The 15,992-nt window shown below is 42.6% G+C and carries 16 protein-coding genes; 2 read left to right on the top strand and 14 right to left on the bottom strand.

The genetic code is table 11. The features are described 5' to 3' along the window. The first annotated feature begins 95 nt into the window (after positions 1 to 95). Entirely contained in the window at positions 96 to 530 is a 435-nt protein-coding gene (locus tag KAI36_RS11855) for a VOC family protein (RefSeq protein WP_220027827.1), read from the top strand. A gap of 61 nt (positions 531 to 591) precedes the next feature. On the opposite strand, the gene KAI36_RS11850 is transcribed toward KAI36_RS11855, so the two are convergent. The 4 genes from KAI36_RS11850 to KAI36_RS11835 form a co-directional block, all read right to left on the bottom strand. Beyond that, a complete protein-coding gene (locus KAI36_RS11850; protein WP_023988496.1) occupies positions 592 to 1,599 on the bottom strand; it encodes a FecCD family ABC transporter permease in 1,008 nt (335 codons plus the stop codon). After that, the gene (locus KAI36_RS11845; RefSeq protein ID WP_220027826.1) at positions 1,596 to 2,621 is read right to left on the bottom strand and encodes a FecCD family ABC transporter permease; all 1,026 of its coding nucleotides are present in this window, start codon (positions 2,619 to 2,621) and stop codon (positions 1,596 to 1,598) included. Before KAI36_RS11845 ends, KAI36_RS11850 begins: the two co-directional genes overlap by 4 nt. 33 nt (positions 2,622 to 2,654) lie before the next feature. Continuing rightward, complete coding sequence (locus KAI36_RS11840) at positions 2,655 to 3,638, bottom strand: ABC transporter substrate-binding protein (RefSeq protein ID WP_220027825.1); 984 nt, start codon at positions 3,636 to 3,638, stop codon at positions 2,655 to 2,657. 131 nt (positions 3,639 to 3,769) lie between these two features. Then, complete coding sequence (locus KAI36_RS11835; protein WP_220027824.1) at positions 3,770 to 4,219, bottom strand: Imm63 family immunity protein; 450 nt, start codon at positions 4,217 to 4,219, stop codon at positions 3,770 to 3,772. A 179-nt stretch (positions 4,220 to 4,398) separates the two neighbouring features. Here KAI36_RS11835 and KAI36_RS11830 point away from each other — a divergent pair, with 179 nt between their 5' ends. Next, complete coding sequence (locus KAI36_RS11830) at positions 4,399 to 4,830, top strand: hypothetical protein (RefSeq protein WP_220027823.1); 432 nt, start codon at positions 4,399 to 4,401, stop codon at positions 4,828 to 4,830. A gap of 50 nt (positions 4,831 to 4,880) precedes the next feature. On the opposite strand, the gene KAI36_RS11825 is transcribed toward KAI36_RS11830, so the two are convergent. The 10 genes from KAI36_RS11825 to KAI36_RS11780 form a co-directional block, all read right to left on the bottom strand. Beyond that, on the bottom strand, positions 4,881 to 5,801 hold the full coding sequence (locus KAI36_RS11825; RefSeq protein ID WP_220027822.1) for an aminoglycoside phosphotransferase family protein: 921 nt from the start codon (positions 5,799 to 5,801) through the stop codon (positions 4,881 to 4,883). Positions 5,802 to 5,990: 189 nt separating this feature from the next. Then, positions 5,991 to 8,012 carry an NAD(P)/FAD-dependent oxidoreductase gene (locus KAI36_RS11820; RefSeq protein WP_025721079.1) on the bottom strand — a complete coding sequence of 674 codons (2,022 nt, stop codon included), beginning with the start codon at positions 8,010 to 8,012 and terminating at the stop codon, positions 5,991 to 5,993. A gap of 280 nt (positions 8,013 to 8,292) precedes the next feature. After that, a complete protein-coding gene (locus KAI36_RS11815) occupies positions 8,293 to 8,823 on the bottom strand; it encodes a hypothetical protein (RefSeq protein WP_220027821.1) in 531 nt (176 codons plus the stop codon). A gap of 141 nt (positions 8,824 to 8,964) precedes the next feature. After that, the gene (gene aguB / locus KAI36_RS11810) at positions 8,965 to 9,840 is read right to left on the bottom strand and encodes an N-carbamoylputrescine amidase (RefSeq protein ID WP_025721082.1); all 876 of its coding nucleotides are present in this window, start codon (positions 9,838 to 9,840) and stop codon (positions 8,965 to 8,967) included. Between the two features lie 29 nt (positions 9,841 to 9,869). Then, positions 9,870 to 10,901 (bottom strand): agmatine deiminase family protein, encoded by a 1,032-nt coding sequence (locus KAI36_RS11805; protein ID WP_220027820.1) that lies wholly within the window; start codon positions 10,899 to 10,901, stop codon positions 9,870 to 9,872. A 118-nt stretch (positions 10,902 to 11,019) separates the two neighbouring features. After that, positions 11,020 to 11,571: a phosphodiesterase gene (gene yfcE, locus KAI36_RS11800; RefSeq protein WP_220027819.1), complete on the bottom strand. Its 552-nt coding sequence runs from the start codon at positions 11,569 to 11,571 to the stop codon at positions 11,020 to 11,022. Positions 11,572 to 11,725: 154 nt separating this feature from the next. Beyond that, the gene (locus KAI36_RS11795) at positions 11,726 to 12,313 is read right to left on the bottom strand and encodes a sugar O-acetyltransferase (protein WP_220027818.1); all 588 of its coding nucleotides are present in this window, start codon (positions 12,311 to 12,313) and stop codon (positions 11,726 to 11,728) included. A 286-nt stretch (positions 12,314 to 12,599) separates the two neighbouring features. After that, a complete protein-coding gene (locus KAI36_RS11790) occupies positions 12,600 to 14,015 on the bottom strand; it encodes a glycoside hydrolase family 1 protein (RefSeq protein WP_220027817.1) in 1,416 nt (471 codons plus the stop codon). Between the two features lie 210 nt (positions 14,016 to 14,225). Further along, entirely contained in the window at positions 14,226 to 14,834 is a 609-nt protein-coding gene (locus KAI36_RS11785) for a DUF1349 domain-containing protein (protein WP_013310225.1), read from the bottom strand. Positions 14,835 to 14,869: 35 nt separating this feature from the next. Next, positions 14,870 to 15,778 (bottom strand): ROK family protein, encoded by a 909-nt coding sequence (locus tag KAI36_RS11780; protein WP_025721092.1) that lies wholly within the window; start codon positions 15,776 to 15,778, stop codon positions 14,870 to 14,872. Between the last annotated feature and the right edge of the window lie 214 nt (positions 15,779 to 15,992).

Here is a 15,992-nt window from a genome sequence, read left to right as displayed (position 1 = left end):
AACGGATCTTATTGTATTTTTGTTAGTTTGCAGGTAAATAATGAAATAAGGTCGTATAGCATGGAAAAATAATGATCCTTAAAGGAGTGAAACACATGTCTGTTGATGTTTATCTTAACTTTAATGGAAACTGTCGTGAAGCAGCGGAGTTTTACGCAGAGGCATTTGGGACTGAGAAACCACATATCATGACGTTCGGTGAAGCACCCCCCAATCCCGATTATCCTCTACCAGAAGAAGCCGAAAATTTGGTCATGCACACGCGGCTTCAAATTGATGGTAGTAATGTCATGTTTTCAGACGTTTTTCCTGGTATGCCTTTCGTAGCCGGAAACAACATCAGCCTCGCTATCGTCAATAAGGACGAAGAGAAAATTCGATCGTACTTTCATAAGTTAAAAGAAGGCGGGACCGTAAACATGGAGCTTCAAGAAACATTCTGGAGCAAATGCTACGGTAGCCTTAAAGATAAGTTTGGAATTGAATGGCAATTGAGTTATGACAATGAAGAATCGCCCAAAGAACAATAAAAAAGACGTTAACCCAGCCATATTTTGCATGGACATGGGTTAGCGTCTTTTTATTATGCGTTTAACTGGCTTTCGACAGCAAGTAGAGGAAATAAGGGGTAACCAGTATGGTGATAATAATTCCGGTTGGAATATCTGCACCAAAACTAATCGTCCGAGTAAGTGTGTCAGCAATCAAAATGACGAGTGCACCAACTAATGCCGTCGTAGGTAACAATAGCTTATGATTGGGGCCTACTAGCTTGCGTGCTAGATGGGGACTGACCATACCTACAAAAAAGAAATTTCCGCCAAGTGCCACGCTACCAGAAGCGAGCGCAACGGCAGCAATCGTCAAGCCGATAAACTCCCTTTTAATTGCTACGCCGAGCCCCGATGCTGTCTGATTCCCCAAATTCAACGTATTGAGTGTGTTCGACCTGTAAAAAACGTAAAAGCAAATGATAAGCACCCACGGGAGTAGCACCATAATATAGCTCCAGTCGTCCCCCCACAGGTCTCCAGCCTGCCATCTCAGAGCAAAGTCATACTGTTGCTTGTCTAGCCGGAGTGTCAACATCAGAGATAATGCACTGTAGCCACTGCCCATAGCGACACCGGTTAAAATTAAGCCTGTAGGCGAGATGTCTCTTCCCCGCCTGAAAGCAAACATAAAAATCAAAAATGCTGCCGTAAGGCCGCCTGCAAAAGCCAGTCCTGGAAGAAGAATAGGCGATAGCAATCCTTCACTAGCGAACAACGTAATATACATAAGTACAAATAACCCTGAACCTGAGCTGATGCCGAGTGTCCCCGGGCTGGCCATGTCGTTTTTGAGCAAGCTTTGCATAATACAGCCTGATATTCCCATGCCAATACCTACCAATATAGAGAGCACAATACGTGGCAGCCGAAAGTCAAACACGATCAGGTTCTGTTTGCTCGTTCCTTCGCCAATGATGACCTTGAAAACTTCGAGTGGAGAAAGGTTCATTTTCCCAACATTCATACTGAGTACAGCCACTAGCAGCGTCAGCACTACTAACAGTAAAATAATGCTGATCCCCCTGGTATTACGGGACAGTTTCAACTAAACTCCCTCCTCTGCTTGCGCACAAGGTAGAGAAAATAGGGTACGCCCACCAAGGCAAAAATAATGCCAAGGGGTGTTTCGTGAGGGCGATTGATCAGTCGTCCGAGTAAATCCGCCGCCAACAGAAAGACTGCTCCATACAAAGCTGAGGCCGGGATAATATACCGATAATCCGTTCCGACCAGATGGCGCATAATGTGTGGCACGATCAAACCAACGAAGCCAACAGGGCCAACCACAATAACCGATAACCCTGTTAAAATTAATACAATTAAGGTTGAAAACAGCTTAATCCTATTCGCATGAATACCCAAGCCTGATGCCACATCCTCCCCGAAGCTCAAAATCGTAATCGAGGGAGAAAGCGCGATGGCACAGACCAAACCCACTACAAACAGTGGCGCAATGAAAGCTAATTCGCCCCACTTGGCACTGGCTGTACCACCAGCAGACCAGTAATCAAGGGCTTGGCCAATCTCATACTTAATAGCGATAAACGTACTAAACGCACCAAAAAGCATGGAGATGGACATTCCTGCCAGCACCAGTCGCTGAGGCGTCATTCCTCGCTTGCCTATAGATGCGATGTAATACGTAATGCCTGTAGTGGTTGCTGCACCTAGGCAAGAATACAGCATAGTTTCTCCGTAGGTGCGACCAGGCAAAAAGGCCATACATAACGCAATAGCAAATGTCGAGCCTGAACTTATGCCAATGAGTCCCGAATCCGCTAGTGGATTACGAGTGGTTCCCTGCATAATTGCCCCACACACAGCCAAGCTGCACCCTACTATGATATCTGCCACGGTACGTGGAAAACGCAAGGTGTGAATAATCTGATGTTCCGTAATGTTGGGATCAAACTGAAATATAGCTCCCCACGCCAGCTTCAGGCTCATTTCCGCAGCACCAAAGGTAATAGATGCTGCGGTAACCACCAGGAGTAGGAACACGCCCATGATCATGTAGCCTATAAAATGAAATATTCCTTTTTTATTTGGTTCTTTGTGAGTAGACATCGATTACACCCTTAGTTGGTCAATTATGCATCGTTACTTAGTCTGTTCCAGCAATTTGCTAATAATATAATCTAGTTGCCCCGTCATACTAGCAACGTCCGAATAATAGAACAGTCCTGCATATTTCGCTGGAATTTCGATGATATGTCCGTTTTTAACGGCTGGAATACTGCTCCAGATTTTTGTCTTCGCATATTCGGATTCCTTGCCTTCCTGCTTAAACCAAAGGACATAATCTCCAAAGTATTCAGCAGCTACCTCGTAGGATAAAGAACCTCGACTCTCTCCGGAATTTTTAACCAATGTGTTGAGCTTTTCCGGTTTGTGAAGCCCCAGATAATTGTAAAGCAACGTTCCTCCACGTGAGCCTGTTTCATAATATATTCCGTAGGAGCCACTGCCCCAGTCCTCGAAAATGCTAAACGTTTTGTCCTTGAATATGTCGGAATTTAGCTTTTCTTTGGCCTGACTCAACTTGCTTTCAAACAGTGAAATCACTTTGTCTGCTTCTGCTTCATGTCCTGTGGCCTGACCAAGAAATTTCAAACGTTCTAGGGAGGTCATTTTATCCTCAGGTATCACAAGAACAGGCGCAATTTTAGAGAGCTTATCATAATCCTTTGTATCATATGTAATGATGAGATCAGGATCATACTTCATAATTTCCTCAGTTTCCCACTTTTCAATATTGGGGATGTCGTTAAACTTATCGTAAAAAGGCATCGTTTCTTGTTTCCACCCCATTACTGCGGCCGGCTTAATCCCTAGTGTAAATACATCGCCAACATACCAGTTCACTACTACCCGTTGAGGATTAGCGGGCACCTTCACATCTCCTTTTACCGTAGAGACTGTACGCGTATCAGAATCACTGCTTACCTCTTCCTTCGTGGGCGACGCGGGTTTAGCAGATGAATCAGAGGAACTGCCAGCATTCCCACAACCTGAAATAACGAAAATCACTACGAATAGTGCACATAAAATCATGTGAAATTTCTTGTTCATCATACGATGCATGTTGTAAATCTCCTTTGAATTATAGTAAGTGCAGAACATCCTTAAAATTAGTGATATTGATAATCATTATCACTAATATAAAAGTGTAAATTTTATATTAGTGATTGTCAACTGTTTCTTTATTTTTTGTTTTACTTTAATGGGTTCTCCAGTGCTCCCCTTCGATTCGCTTCATGCCATTCCTGATAGATTCCTCCAATTTCATAAAATGCTTTGTTCATTGCAGTTGTCAGTTCCTTCGTGATCTCCTTGGTATATTTTAAATGAGTATTTATGTTATCCACTTTATATTTGCGAAGCAGATTCAGATGAGCAATGATGTGAATTGTATCTTCGATGATCCAATAAATCACATCCTCTTCCTCTTTCGTAAGCTTGTTCAGCATCTGTATGCCTCTTTCATACATCTGGAGCGTATAACCCCGCTTGCCCACTTGCACATACGGGCTCAGATCATCATAAAAATCCGTACGGAAAGGTCGTCTTACATATTGCTCATACTGCTCTTCATATATTGAAGTTTGTTCAAGCTGTTTAATAGTCATATCTATGAGTTCTTGTTCGCTATATATTTTTTTCATCAGATTTTCCCTTCCCTTTCTCTACTAAATAAATTCAAGTCATAATCATGTTAGATCACAAGTGATGCAATAAGAAGTCAAACTCTATTTTTACCAACCATTAACAATTCCATTTGATGCAAACGATAATTAGAATAGAGGGAATTCCCTCAATATATCCAACTGAAGGAGACAGGCGAATGAATAGAGTATGGACGAAAGCATCAGCTATTCTATTGGTAGTGGTATCCCTGATGTTCAATGGAACGTACGCGCTCGCAGCTTCGGCAACATCAATGTATATCGTTACGTTTCAACAAGCAACCTTGGCATCCAACGATCACGTAGGCAACGAATGGGCCATTGCTGCCCAGGTGGCTGGTCAATCCATTAGTGAAGGTAACAGCGTGAAGGTGAAGGTCAAATCGAATGGTAGCATAAAGCTGTATGCGTACGCTGAGGAACAAGACAAAATTCCTGATGAAGGCGAAGCCACCAAGAATGTAAAGGTCTCCTCGGTTTCTGCCAAAGGTTCTACCGTTAAGTTAAGAGTGACGGTTACTGAAAACCGTGGACGTTATTCTGGTCATCAAGCCGTTTGGGAATTTACGTACAAGATTAAGAAACAATAATAGAATGCTAAAAAAAGACCGTCACTCCCCAGGAGCGGCGATCTTCGCTTTTACAAGTCGCTGTAACTGGGCACATACCATTTCGGTATATAGGTCTGAAAGTAATCATACGCTTCCAAAACCTCTTCAGCTCGTTGCACCATATCGTCTACCTCTTCTTTGCCAAATGGAATGGCCCAGTGAATCGATGAAAGCTGATTGCTTGCAATATACAGAGCCATTAATCTAAAAAATAAATCAGGTACATGGTTATTAAAATAACCGTGGATACGGCCCGAAGCGAATAAAGGACTTAATGCTGCACACCAGGTAATTCTATTGAATTCCTCCCAAGGATCACCATAATCCATTCTATTAAAATCGATGATACCCAGTTCACCAGATGGGGTAACCACCATATTGCCCACATGATAATCCCCATGCTGAAAAGTCTGGGGACGATTTTCTAATAGATGGCGGTTTGTCTCAATAAAGCTTATGGCTTGATCTGCTCCCTTTAGGGGAATACCGCATGACTTATAGTTTGTAATATATCTGTTGATTTTGGCATTATAATGTTCAGCCCATGGGACTCGATCTTGCTCCGCATGAATCTCATGCATTTTTTTTAGTGCATCTCCTGCCTGAACTCCGAGTTGATACTGTTGTGCTGCGGTTAACGTGGGAATAATCTCTTCAGCATCTTTCCCTTCGATCCAGGTGAACAGAGAATACACAGATTGGCCATCATGACAAATCCCAAATTCAAGCGGCCGGGACATTAACAGATTCTCCACGTGATTCAGCTTTGTTACAGCTTCAAACTCGCGTTTCTTTTTATCATAATGAACCATATCCGACATTCTTAGCAGCAAGTCCCTACTGTCAGTAGTTTGAATATAATATTTTTTATCACTGGACCAGCCTCTATGAATCTCTTCCACGCTGCTCCACATGCTGGCACCTGGTATTTCACTAAAGAGTTGATTCACGCTCATACCCCCACGTTAAAATAGCGTTACTTACTATTATGCTTTCCATAGTTTACCTTTGAAATGACAGAGGAATCAATCTTCTTCCAGGAAAAACTCAAATAAAAAAGGCTGAAAAGACAAGTCGTCTCTTCAACCTCAATATTCACTGAGTTGCCCTCGTGAACACCCATCACTTGTATTGTCAAATCAGTAAGAATAAGAAAACTCATGTTTAAATTCGTCTACCCGTTGAATGGTTTTCAGAATATTGCGACCTTCACGTGTGCCATCAATAATACGACGAGCTTGTTTACTATCCCCGATATTAATAACTTCTACTTGATGTTCTTTACCATATTCGAGCAAGCTGTCCATCAGCGGACTGTATGAACGCATACCCAAGCATACGAATCCAAGATCAAAAGGAATCTCAAACTCCTGTTCTCCATGCTTTACTTTGAAGCGGTCGCTACACACTTCTGTCAAAGCTGTTTCCGTATGGACGTTCACTTCCCGCTCCTCTACCATTTTCATCATGGAAATGCGAGTAATCATATCCAGGTCTTTACCCAGTAGCGGCATCATCTCAATGATGGAAACCTCTTGTGCTCCACGTTCTGCGTAATATTCGACGACATCCAGTCCCACAGCTCCGCCACCAACTACTGCAATGCGTTTACCTTCAAACTCCTGGAATTTCTCCATGTTATGCAAAAGATCAAAGATGGAGAACACTTTTGTGCCCGGTTTGCCCAGTTGCTCATGTAAACCTGCAATTGGCGGAAGAAGTGGTGTGGCCCCCGTCGCATTGACAATAATATCAGGATTCAGGGCACTAATCATCGCCAAATCGGCTCGGGTCCCTGTTACAATGTTCAGATTGGTTAACTGTTTGGTGCGTTGAATCAGATAATCTGGGAAATCATTGATGCGTGTTTTGTCCGGCAAGCGGGCAATATCACGAGCCAAGCCGCCCAACTCTGGTTTCTCCTCAAAGAGGGTTACTTTGCAGCCTACTTCGGCTGCCGTACATGCTGCTTCCATGCCAGCAGTGCCCCCACCAATAACAACAACCTGAACATTGTTTTTAACACGTTGTTTCCGGTATTCAGCTTCCTTGAACAGATCTGGATTTACCGTACAGCAAATCGGTTTACTTTTGGAGATACGATGATCGGCACAACCAATGTTGCAAGAGATACATTTTCTAAGCAAATGTTCGTATCCGTTTTGCACTTTAAGCACCCAGTTCGGTTCTGCAATCAACCCTCTACCCATAGCCAGAAGATCAGCGTCACCTCTCTCCAAAATATCCTGCGCAGCCTGTGGGCTCCGAATATTACCTGAGGTCATCGTGACCTTCCCGAATTTTTCTTTTACCGCTTTAGCCATATATGAGCGCCAACCATCCGGCAGGTTCATCCCGTCAATCTGGAACTGGATGGAATCATTCAGAGCAGCAGAAACGTTCAGAATATCTACCTCATCATTAAGATACTCCAATAACTCGAGTGTATCTTCCAGTGTGTTCCCACCTTCTGTGAACTCTTCCGCGCTAAAACGTAAGCAAATAGGGAAAAATGGGCCCACCACTGAACGAATTTCATCAATGACTAATCTGGCAAAACGAGTACGGTTTTCTGCGCTGCCGCCAAATTCATCCGTGCGTTTATTATACATCGGTGAAAGAAACTGACTCAGCAAGTAGGAGTGTCCCGCATGAATTTCAACACAGTCAAATCCTGCTCGTTGCGCTCTTCCCGCTGCTTCTCCGTATTTGCGCACAATGGCGTAAATTTCTTCTTTTTGCAGAGGTCTTGGAATGGCTCCGCCCTTTTTAGAAGGAATATTCGAAGAAGATACAGGCTGAACTCCGTTCAGTCGTCCCGCATAAGCCGAAGCACCCGCATGGTTAATTTGTACAGAAACACAGGCTCCATAAGAGTGCAGGGCTTCTGTTAATCTAAACAGTCCGGGAATAAACTGATCGTTATCCATACGCAACTGGGTTGTTCCGTTTGTACCCATCGGGAAATCCAGACAAACATTTTCTACTGTTATCAAGCCGGTACCACCTTTGGCCCGTTGCACGTAATAGTCAATATGATCCTGAACAAAGCTTCCGTCCATGGCAGCAAAGTTAGTTCCCATCGGGGGCATAACAATCCGATTTTTCAAGGTCATGCGTCGTATGGTTAGAGGTTCAAAGATAGCAGGATAGTGGTTCATTGTTCTTCCTCCTTGCGAGTTTACAAATTTCATGTTCAAGCTTCCATTAAAGAATTCTCATATGTGATTTTTTTCACTTTTGGGAATATCGAGATGTTATTGAGTACGATCATTCCTTATGACTTGATTTTATATCATCTAATCCATAAATTCTAATGCTATTTTATGTAGCGAATCATAGTTTCAGTCTATAGATTAACTGGATTTAGACATAAAAAGGAACAATCCTGTGAGGAACGTTCCTTTAGTGTGAAAAAATCATGCTTATATTCCGGACCATCTACCGATCCGTTCTTTTGAAACCGTTGGGTACACGCTCCAAAATCCCTTCCCTAACATATCTGTCCAGCAGTCCACACATTGTGGCATATCCATTTTTTCTGAATAAAGGTACGTAGGCTGTGGCTTTAGGAGAGGTGTTCAGATATTTAAGAAAAAATCCTTCGTCGATCACCTGGGTATCGTAAATATAAGCCTCAATAGATGTATGCCGTTCTGGGTGATGCTCCCCAATATTCATAAACAGACAATGATCACCATGCAAATCAGCTGACCATATTCCATCAATAATCAAGTCTGTTTCTTCCTGTTTCATCCATTCAAACTGAGTTGGGAACGGATCATACTCAGAAGGTCTGATTTGGTGGGTTTCGGTAGCCATTCGTTCACATAAACACTGAGCAGATAATGTGTATTCGTCCCACAAGCCCAGAATAGCCATATCTCTTTCACGCGAGTATTCCCACTCTTGATCTTCTTCTGCCCAAGTTGTGAACTGTGCGAGCGATTGGTCTATACCCTTACGCCTCATTGCTATTTTCCTTCCTCCTATCCATCACTAGAAGTATTCCATTCAGAAACCAAAAATCCCCTGCCCGAAAAGCCGGGTGAGTCCAATGAAAGGAAGCACCTCAGCTTGACGTCAAGGGAGACTTGTCTATCCGTATAAAGATTATACTTTTAAATCACCATCATAGGTGGCAATCATATTGTATAGTTCAGGACGACGGTCACGGAAAATGCCCCATTCAATCCGTCCTACTTCCAGCTCATCCAGGTCAAATTCAGCAGTAAGCACTTCCTCATCGGTACGACCCGCTTCTGCGATCTTGTTACCTTGATGCCCAGCAATAAAGGATGAACCGTAGAATGTAATACTGGAGTCCTCGTCTGTTTCAGTTCCGATCCGATTGGAAGCAATGACTGGGATCAGATTGGAAGCAGCATGACCCAGCATGCAAGTCTGCCAGTGATCTTTGGAATCAATGGCAGAATCCTGCGGTTCCGAGCCAATAGCTGTCGGATAGAACAAAAGTTCTGCGCCCATAAGCGCCATACAGCGAGCCGCCTCAGGATACCACTGATCCCAGCACACGCCTACCCCAATTTTGGCATAACGTGTATTCCATACTTTAAAACCGGTATCGCCCGGATTAAAATAAAATTTTTCCTCATACCCAGGACCGTCTGGGATATGACTTTTGCGGTATTTACCCAACACTTCACCGTCTGCGTCAATTACAGCAAGACTGTTGTAGCGCGCGTAGTTTTTCTTTTCATAAAAACTGATTGGCAGCACAACTTGTAATTCTTTGGCGATCTTTTTAAAATGGTTAACCGCCTTGTTGTGCTCCAGCTCAGTTGCATATGAATAATAATCAGACTTTTCCTTCTGACAGAAATATGGAGTCTCGAACAACTCCTGCAGCAAAATAATTTGTGCGCCCTGCGCAGCCGCTTCACGTACTAGCTTCTCTGCTTTGCTTATATTTTCTTCGATATTGGTAGAGCAGCTCATTTGAGTCGCTGCCACTTTTACTTTTCTCACTTTAGTCCTCCTTTTAGATGTTGTATCGTTCAACGCTTTACAGCAGGCATCTGCTGGGTCGTACAGTGTACGTTACCGCCTTCACGGATGACCGCCATACCGTCTACAGTACGAATGATGCGATCTGGAAATACATTTGCTAGCACTTGCTCAGCTGCAAGATCGCTCTCAGCGGCAGTGCCGCCAAACACTGGCAAAATGATACCGCCATTCACAAAGTAGAAGTTAATATAGCTCAGTGTCAATCGGCTGTCTTCATAATCCACACGCGGCGGCTGACCGATCCGAATCACTTCCAGCTTACGGCCTTGGGCATCCGTTGCTTGCTCCAGAATACGCAGATTTTCCTGCGTGATTTCGTAATTTTCATCCTCAGGATCATCACATACTTGCATAATGACCTTGCCAGGAGCTGCAAAGCAAGCAATATTGTCCACATGGCCATCTGTTTCGTCGCCACTAAGACCACGTTTTAGCCAAATTATTTTCTCTACACCTGTATACTCACATACATACCGTTCAATTTCTTCTCTGCTTAATTCCGGATTTCGGTTGGAATTGAGCAAACACTCTTCGGTTGTAATCAGTGTGCCTTCGCCATCTACGTGCAGTGAGCCGCCTTCCATCACAAGCGGTGCATCAAACCGTGGAACTCCAAGTTTGTCCAAAATTTGCGGCGCAACCTGGTCATCCAGGTCCCATGGAGCGTATTTACCACCCCAGGCGTTAAACTTCCAGTTTACACCTGCCAGCTGTCCATGCTCGTCTGTGAGAAAAGTAGGGCCATTGTCACGCAGCCACGCATCGCTGTGCTCAATCGGCAGCAGTTCTACACGTTCCCCAAGTTCAAGCGCCTTAACGCTCTCCAGATCATCCGGATTTACGACCACAGTAACTGGTTCAAATTCCGCCATGGCGCGTACAATTCCGGCATAGCCCTTGCATACATCAGCATGCATATTCGGGTAAACCATTGAAGATTTTACAGGCCAAGAAATATACGTGCGTTCATGTGGCGCCCATTCAGGCGGCATCTTATAATGTGAATCCTTAATTTGCATGTATTGAAGCTCTCTTTCTTTTTCATAATGTAGACTCCGCTCCTATCATACAATAATATGATCTTTGTCTCAATCGAAGCGGAAAAGTTTTAATCATTTACAATCACATTTGAGTAAATTACTTTGAAAACGTGATTGCTTTCACCGTATTCCCATCAAAATCCTTCACAGTGAATTGTGCTCCCTCCAGCACACCGTAAGAGGATGGATAGTTTTCTTTTGGCAGCGAGATCGAACCGGGGTTCAGTATAAAGACCCCATTTTCCACATCCGCTACCGGAATATGAGTATGTCCCTGGATGAACACATCTCCCGCTTCCAGTGGTGGTAAATTTCCGATACTAAAGCCATGTCCGTGCGTGACATAGATTCTCCGTCCTTCATGGTACAGCAAAGCATAATCACCCATCATAGGAAACTCAAGTAGCATCTGATCCACCTCTGCATCGCAATTCCCGCGCACAGAAACCGCAATATGGGACTTATACTTATTCAGCAGAGCGGCCACTTCTGCCGGATTATACCCTTCTGGTAACGGATTACGTGGTCCGTGGTACATATAATCTCCGAGCAGGACAAGACGATCGGCTTTCTCCTCCCTGAACTTTTCCAGTGCCAATTGCAACCAGTGCAGCGAGCCGTGAATATCTGATATAAACATCAATTTCATGATTGTTCTTTCCTTTCTGAATAGGCTAAAAAATATTCCACTTAAGTACATTATTGCATTATTCCCTGAACAAATCTGTGCAAAAATTTTCTTTCGTTTGATAATACTCTTTTAAGAAAATAAACTACAGCTCCGAGTGAGCTGTAGTTTATTGTTAGTTCCTTTTATACTTAGTCTTATCATCTTCGGTGATTTTACGGATTACCGTGCAAGGGTTTCCAGCAGCAATCACACCAGAAGGGATATCTTTGGTAACGACACTTCCTGCACCGATAATGGAGTTATCGCCTATAGTAACACCAGGCAGAACGCTGACATTACCACCGATCCACACATTATTGCCGACTCTAATTGGAAATGCAATCTCCAATCCCTCATTACGTTGTTCTACATCAAGAGGATGACCCGCAGTATAAAAACCGCAGTTAGGAGCAACGAACACATGATCACCAAAAACGATTTTTGCCCCATCAAGCATAACTATATTATGGTTACTATAGAAATTTTCACCGATTTCAATGTTATAGCCATAGTCACATACGAAAGGTTGCTCAATCAAGAATCTATCAGTTGTTTTCCCAAGTAAAGTTTTGATGAGTGTTTCTCGTTCTTCGATATTTCTAGGATGGAGCTGATTATATTCGTGGCAGAGAACTTTAGCGTGTAAACGTTCTTCAATTAACTCTTCATCATAATTAGCATTGTATAGGAGTCCTAGTTGTGATTTTTCTTTTTCTGTCATGTCCATCCTCGCTTTGCTTATTTAGTTAGATATCACATAGTTATTATGAGTGTTTTAATAAGTATTAATATAACTCAATGATTAATATTTTTCCAATCTATTCATCATCCATTATCAAAAATATGGCTCATGAATCAATTATGGAAGCTCTGCGTACTAAGCTTGTAGTTTAATTGCTAACTCCCAAAAAAATTAGCGACCGCTTTCTCGTAAAAGAGTAGAAGCGATCGCTACGTAAAACAAACCTTCATTATATAATTAAAACTTAATCACTTGTTTTTATAAATTAACGTTTCAAGCTTTCACCGTTCGTAGCAATAACTTCTTTGTACCAATGGAACGATTTCTTCGGATATCTTTCAAGTGTACCGCTGCCATCATCATGACGATCTACGTAAATGTAGCCATAACGTTTTTTAAGCTGAGCGGTCGATGCGCTGACAAGGTCAATACATCCCCAAGACGTATAGCCCAAAACCTCTACTCCGTCCTCAATAGCTTCTCCAACTTGAACCAAATGATCATTCAGGTAGTTGATCCGGTAGTCATCTTCAACCGTTTTTTCGCCTTTTTCATTCGTGATCAGTTCATCAACGGCGCCCAGGCCATTTTCAACGATGAACAGTGGTTTTTGGAAGCGATCATAGAACGTATTCAGGACATAACGCAGACCTTGCGGATCAATTTGCCAGCCCCACTCACTTGCCTCGAGATGCGGATTGCTGACACCACCAAGGATGTTACCTTCACCTTTGACTTTTTTAGCTTCGTCAGCTGTCTCACAAGTACTCATATAATAGCTGAACGAGATAAAATCAACGGTATGCTTCAAATCTTCTGCATCACCTGGTTCAAAGTGAATAGAAATTCCGTTTTCTTTAAAGAAACGTTTCATGTAACCTGGGTATTGACCTCTTGCGTGAATATCGGCAAATGCCATGTTTCTGTGATCAAATTCCATCGCAGCAATGACATCGTCTGGATTAGGTGTCAGCGGATAAGTAGGCATACTCAGCACCATACAGCCAATTTTGAAATCAGGGTTGATCTGATGACCGATTTTTACCGCTCTTGCACTCGCTACAAGCTCATGGTGAATAGCTTGATAAAGATCTTGCTCACTAAGTTGATCTTTTGGTGTGCTAATTCCTCCACTCATGAATGGTGCTTCAAGAATGGAGTTGATTTCATTGAAAGTCAACCAGTATTTAACTTTATCTTTGTAGCGATTAAATACAGTTGTAGCATAGCGCTCATAAAAATCAACAAGCTTACGGTTTACCCAACCATCGTATTCTCTGGACAAATGTAAAGGTGTTTCATAGTGAGATAATGTAACGAGTGGCTCAATTCCATATTTGTGAAGTTCATCAAACAAATCATCATAAAATTGCAAGCCTTTTTCGTTAGGCTCCAGTTCGTCACCTTTAGGGAAAATACGTGACCATGCGATAGAAGTACGGAACACTTTGAAGCCCATTTCCGCAAAAAGTTTGATATCTTCTTTATAATGATGATAAAAATCAATACCGATCAATTTCATGTTATCTTCTGTTGGTACATCCGTAACGGGCCCCCAACCACCACGAGGAGTTACATCCTGAATGGACCAGCCTTTTCCATCTTCTTGATAAGCGCCTTCGAGCTGATTAGCAGCAACTGCTCCGCCCCACAGGAAATCTTTTGGAAAATGTGTACTCATATTTTCTCCGCCTTTGCTGATGTTTTCATTAACTAGGATAGAAATACGTTACCTCTATGCTAATGTGTTATAAAGTACTTCTAATTGAATCTTAAGGTTTGTAACGCGTTTCATGTCAAGTATTATTTTAAAAACTTCCAGAGCTTATAATTGTATTATCTCCAATAATTACTCCCATATTTATAACTCTTCTATTATTGAGTAAAATGGCTATTCTTCAAATGGCGGATCTACATGAATATCTCTATCTGGTTCAGTGCTTACCCAGCGTGTAAAGATAACCTGAAAGCCGGCTCGAGTCGGCGCGCAGGCAAAAGGACCCGCCTGTTGTCCCGTTTCATAAGGAAAACGTGCTACACGTACGGTGCGCCAGCTTTGATTTTCGGTTCGGGCTCTAATGATAACTGCATCCTGAAGCTGTGAAGCACGAATCGTCACATTTTTCCCTACCCAATCAGGTACAGGAGCTAATGACCAATCGGAATAGCCATCTGTGACTACGACTGCCAGTTGAGGAATTCCATCATTTAATTCGATTCCGGCTTTAATCCACTTTTGCTGTCCTTGATACAGCATTATACCGGCCTGATCGTAGAGCTCCGTAAATGAGCCTAATTGAAACGTGACTTCGATGGCAGAGCCTTCTTCCCAGTCTGTAAGCAGGGAATGTCCGCTACTGCGTTCAAATCCATACAAAGTTTTTTCCCAGTAGTCGCTTCCTTCTCTGGTTTCAACTTTAAGGAACTGGTCTTCTTCTATGGATGATACAGGGTGATTAGTCCATGTCCCTGTAGTCCATGCAATCGATTTTTGAGTCATTAATCTCATCCTCTCATGCTTTATTGAACGATGCCCTATTTCCTTTTCTCCACCAATTGCAAATTGTACGTCAGACTTTCAAGGGTCACCGAAATCAACCCACGCATGTATTCATCATGCGTATCGTTTTTCACAAAAATCTCGGGCATATGTTCTTTGGGTACATCTTTTAGACAGCCGTTATAAATATCGTCCAACAGAGTCGGCTTGGATAACTCTCCAGTCAAAGCGATAGATACAGGATCTATAATCGCAATAATGGAAGTTATCGTTTTGATCGCCAAAGGAACAAATCCCTCTGTGCTATTTAACTGTTTAAGCTGTTCCTCTCTTGTTAAATCAAAGGGTAAGAAGGAAACCTCCCCCGCAAATTTGGTATTTCCTTTTAACAAATGTCCATCGACAATAAAACCCGCGCCGGGGAAATTGTCTTTGGGAAACGTAACAATAGCAAAGGTTTTATCCTCATCATAATTCTGCATGTTATAAAATCCGTAGACTGTCAAATGCATATCATTTTCAATGGTAACTTCTAATCCGTATTTATCTTGAAGCCGAGGACCTACAGGGACTCCTATGAGCAGGTCGAGATCACAAACATCGATAATCCCTTGATGAACAACCCCGGGGATACCAATCCCAATGGCTTTGACGTTTCCATAGTTATTAATCAGCTCTCCAATTTGGGTTTCTATGACCTCATAATCAATATGAGGCACATTGGAAGTATTCTCGATGATGATATCACCAAGCAAATTGGCAACAGCATAAGTAAGAGAATGTATACCGCCTTCCGTTTTCACATTTAAACAGATAATATAAGAATAGTCAGCGTTATATTTGTAACGTCTAGCCGGACGTCCGCCATTCGACTCTTCCAATTCCGTCTCTAATACTTCCCCGGTTTGAAGAAGCTCATTCAGAATATTTCCGCAGGTTGCCACACTAAGACCTGTGATACTGGCTATGGATGACTTGGTTGCATATTCCTTGGATTTCAGTGTGTTTTTAACTAACTCTACATTAATTTGTTTAACCCGAATGGTATTATTGGAGACTGGTTGTATTTGAATACACTCCTTTTCCAGTATTTATTAAAAGGTTTATAATAAGTTGTAATATAACGCTCTGCCTGCAAAAAGTCAATTTGTACTCATT

The organism is Paenibacillus sp. S02, assembly GCF_019454065.1.
Classification (GTDB): domain Bacteria; phylum Bacillota; class Bacilli; order Paenibacillales; family Paenibacillaceae; genus Paenibacillus; species Paenibacillus polymyxa_B.
Note: the sequence above shows the minus strand (reverse complement) of the source record. Positions and strands in the feature narration are given on the sequence as shown.

What these genes read in the sequence shown, in the direction of transcription:
- KAI36_RS11845 (WP_220027826.1), bottom strand. Translation starts at nt 2,621, where the DNA reads ATGTCTACTCACAAAGAACCAAATAAAAAAGGAATATTTCATTTTATA.
- yfcE (WP_220027819.1), bottom strand. Translation starts at nt 11,571, where the DNA reads ATGAAATTGATGTTTATATCAGATATTCACGGCTCGCTGCACTGGTTG.
- KAI36_RS11805 (WP_220027820.1), bottom strand. Translation starts at nt 10,901, where the DNA reads ATGCAAATTAAGGATTCACATTATAAGATGCCGCCTGAATGGGCGCCA.
- KAI36_RS11795 (WP_220027818.1), bottom strand. Translation starts at nt 12,313, where the DNA reads ATGACAGAAAAAGAAAAATCACAACTAGGACTCCTATACAATGCTAAT.
- KAI36_RS11790 (WP_220027817.1), bottom strand. Translation starts at nt 14,015, where the DNA reads ATGAGTACACATTTTCCAAAAGATTTCCTGTGGGGCGGAGCAGTTGCT.
- KAI36_RS11840 (WP_220027825.1), bottom strand. Translation starts at nt 3,638, where the DNA reads ATGCATCGTATGATGAACAAGAAATTTCACATGATTTTATGTGCACTA.
- KAI36_RS11855 (WP_220027827.1), top strand. Translation starts at nt 96, where the DNA reads ATGTCTGTTGATGTTTATCTTAACTTTAATGGAAACTGTCGTGAAGCA.
- KAI36_RS11815 (WP_220027821.1), bottom strand. Translation starts at nt 8,823, where the DNA reads ATGAGGCGTAAGGGTATAGACCAATCGCTCGCACAGTTCACAACTTGG.
- KAI36_RS11820 (WP_025721079.1), bottom strand. Translation starts at nt 8,012, where the DNA reads ATGAACCACTATCCTGCTATCTTTGAACCTCTAACCATACGACGCATG.
- KAI36_RS11830 (WP_220027823.1), top strand. Translation starts at nt 4,399, where the DNA reads ATGAATAGAGTATGGACGAAAGCATCAGCTATTCTATTGGTAGTGGTA.
- KAI36_RS11835 (WP_220027824.1), bottom strand. Translation starts at nt 4,219, where the DNA reads ATGAAAAAAATATATAGCGAACAAGAACTCATAGATATGACTATTAAA.
- KAI36_RS11785 (WP_013310225.1), bottom strand. Translation starts at nt 14,834, where the DNA reads ATGACTCAAAAATCGATTGCATGGACTACAGGGACATGGACTAATCAC.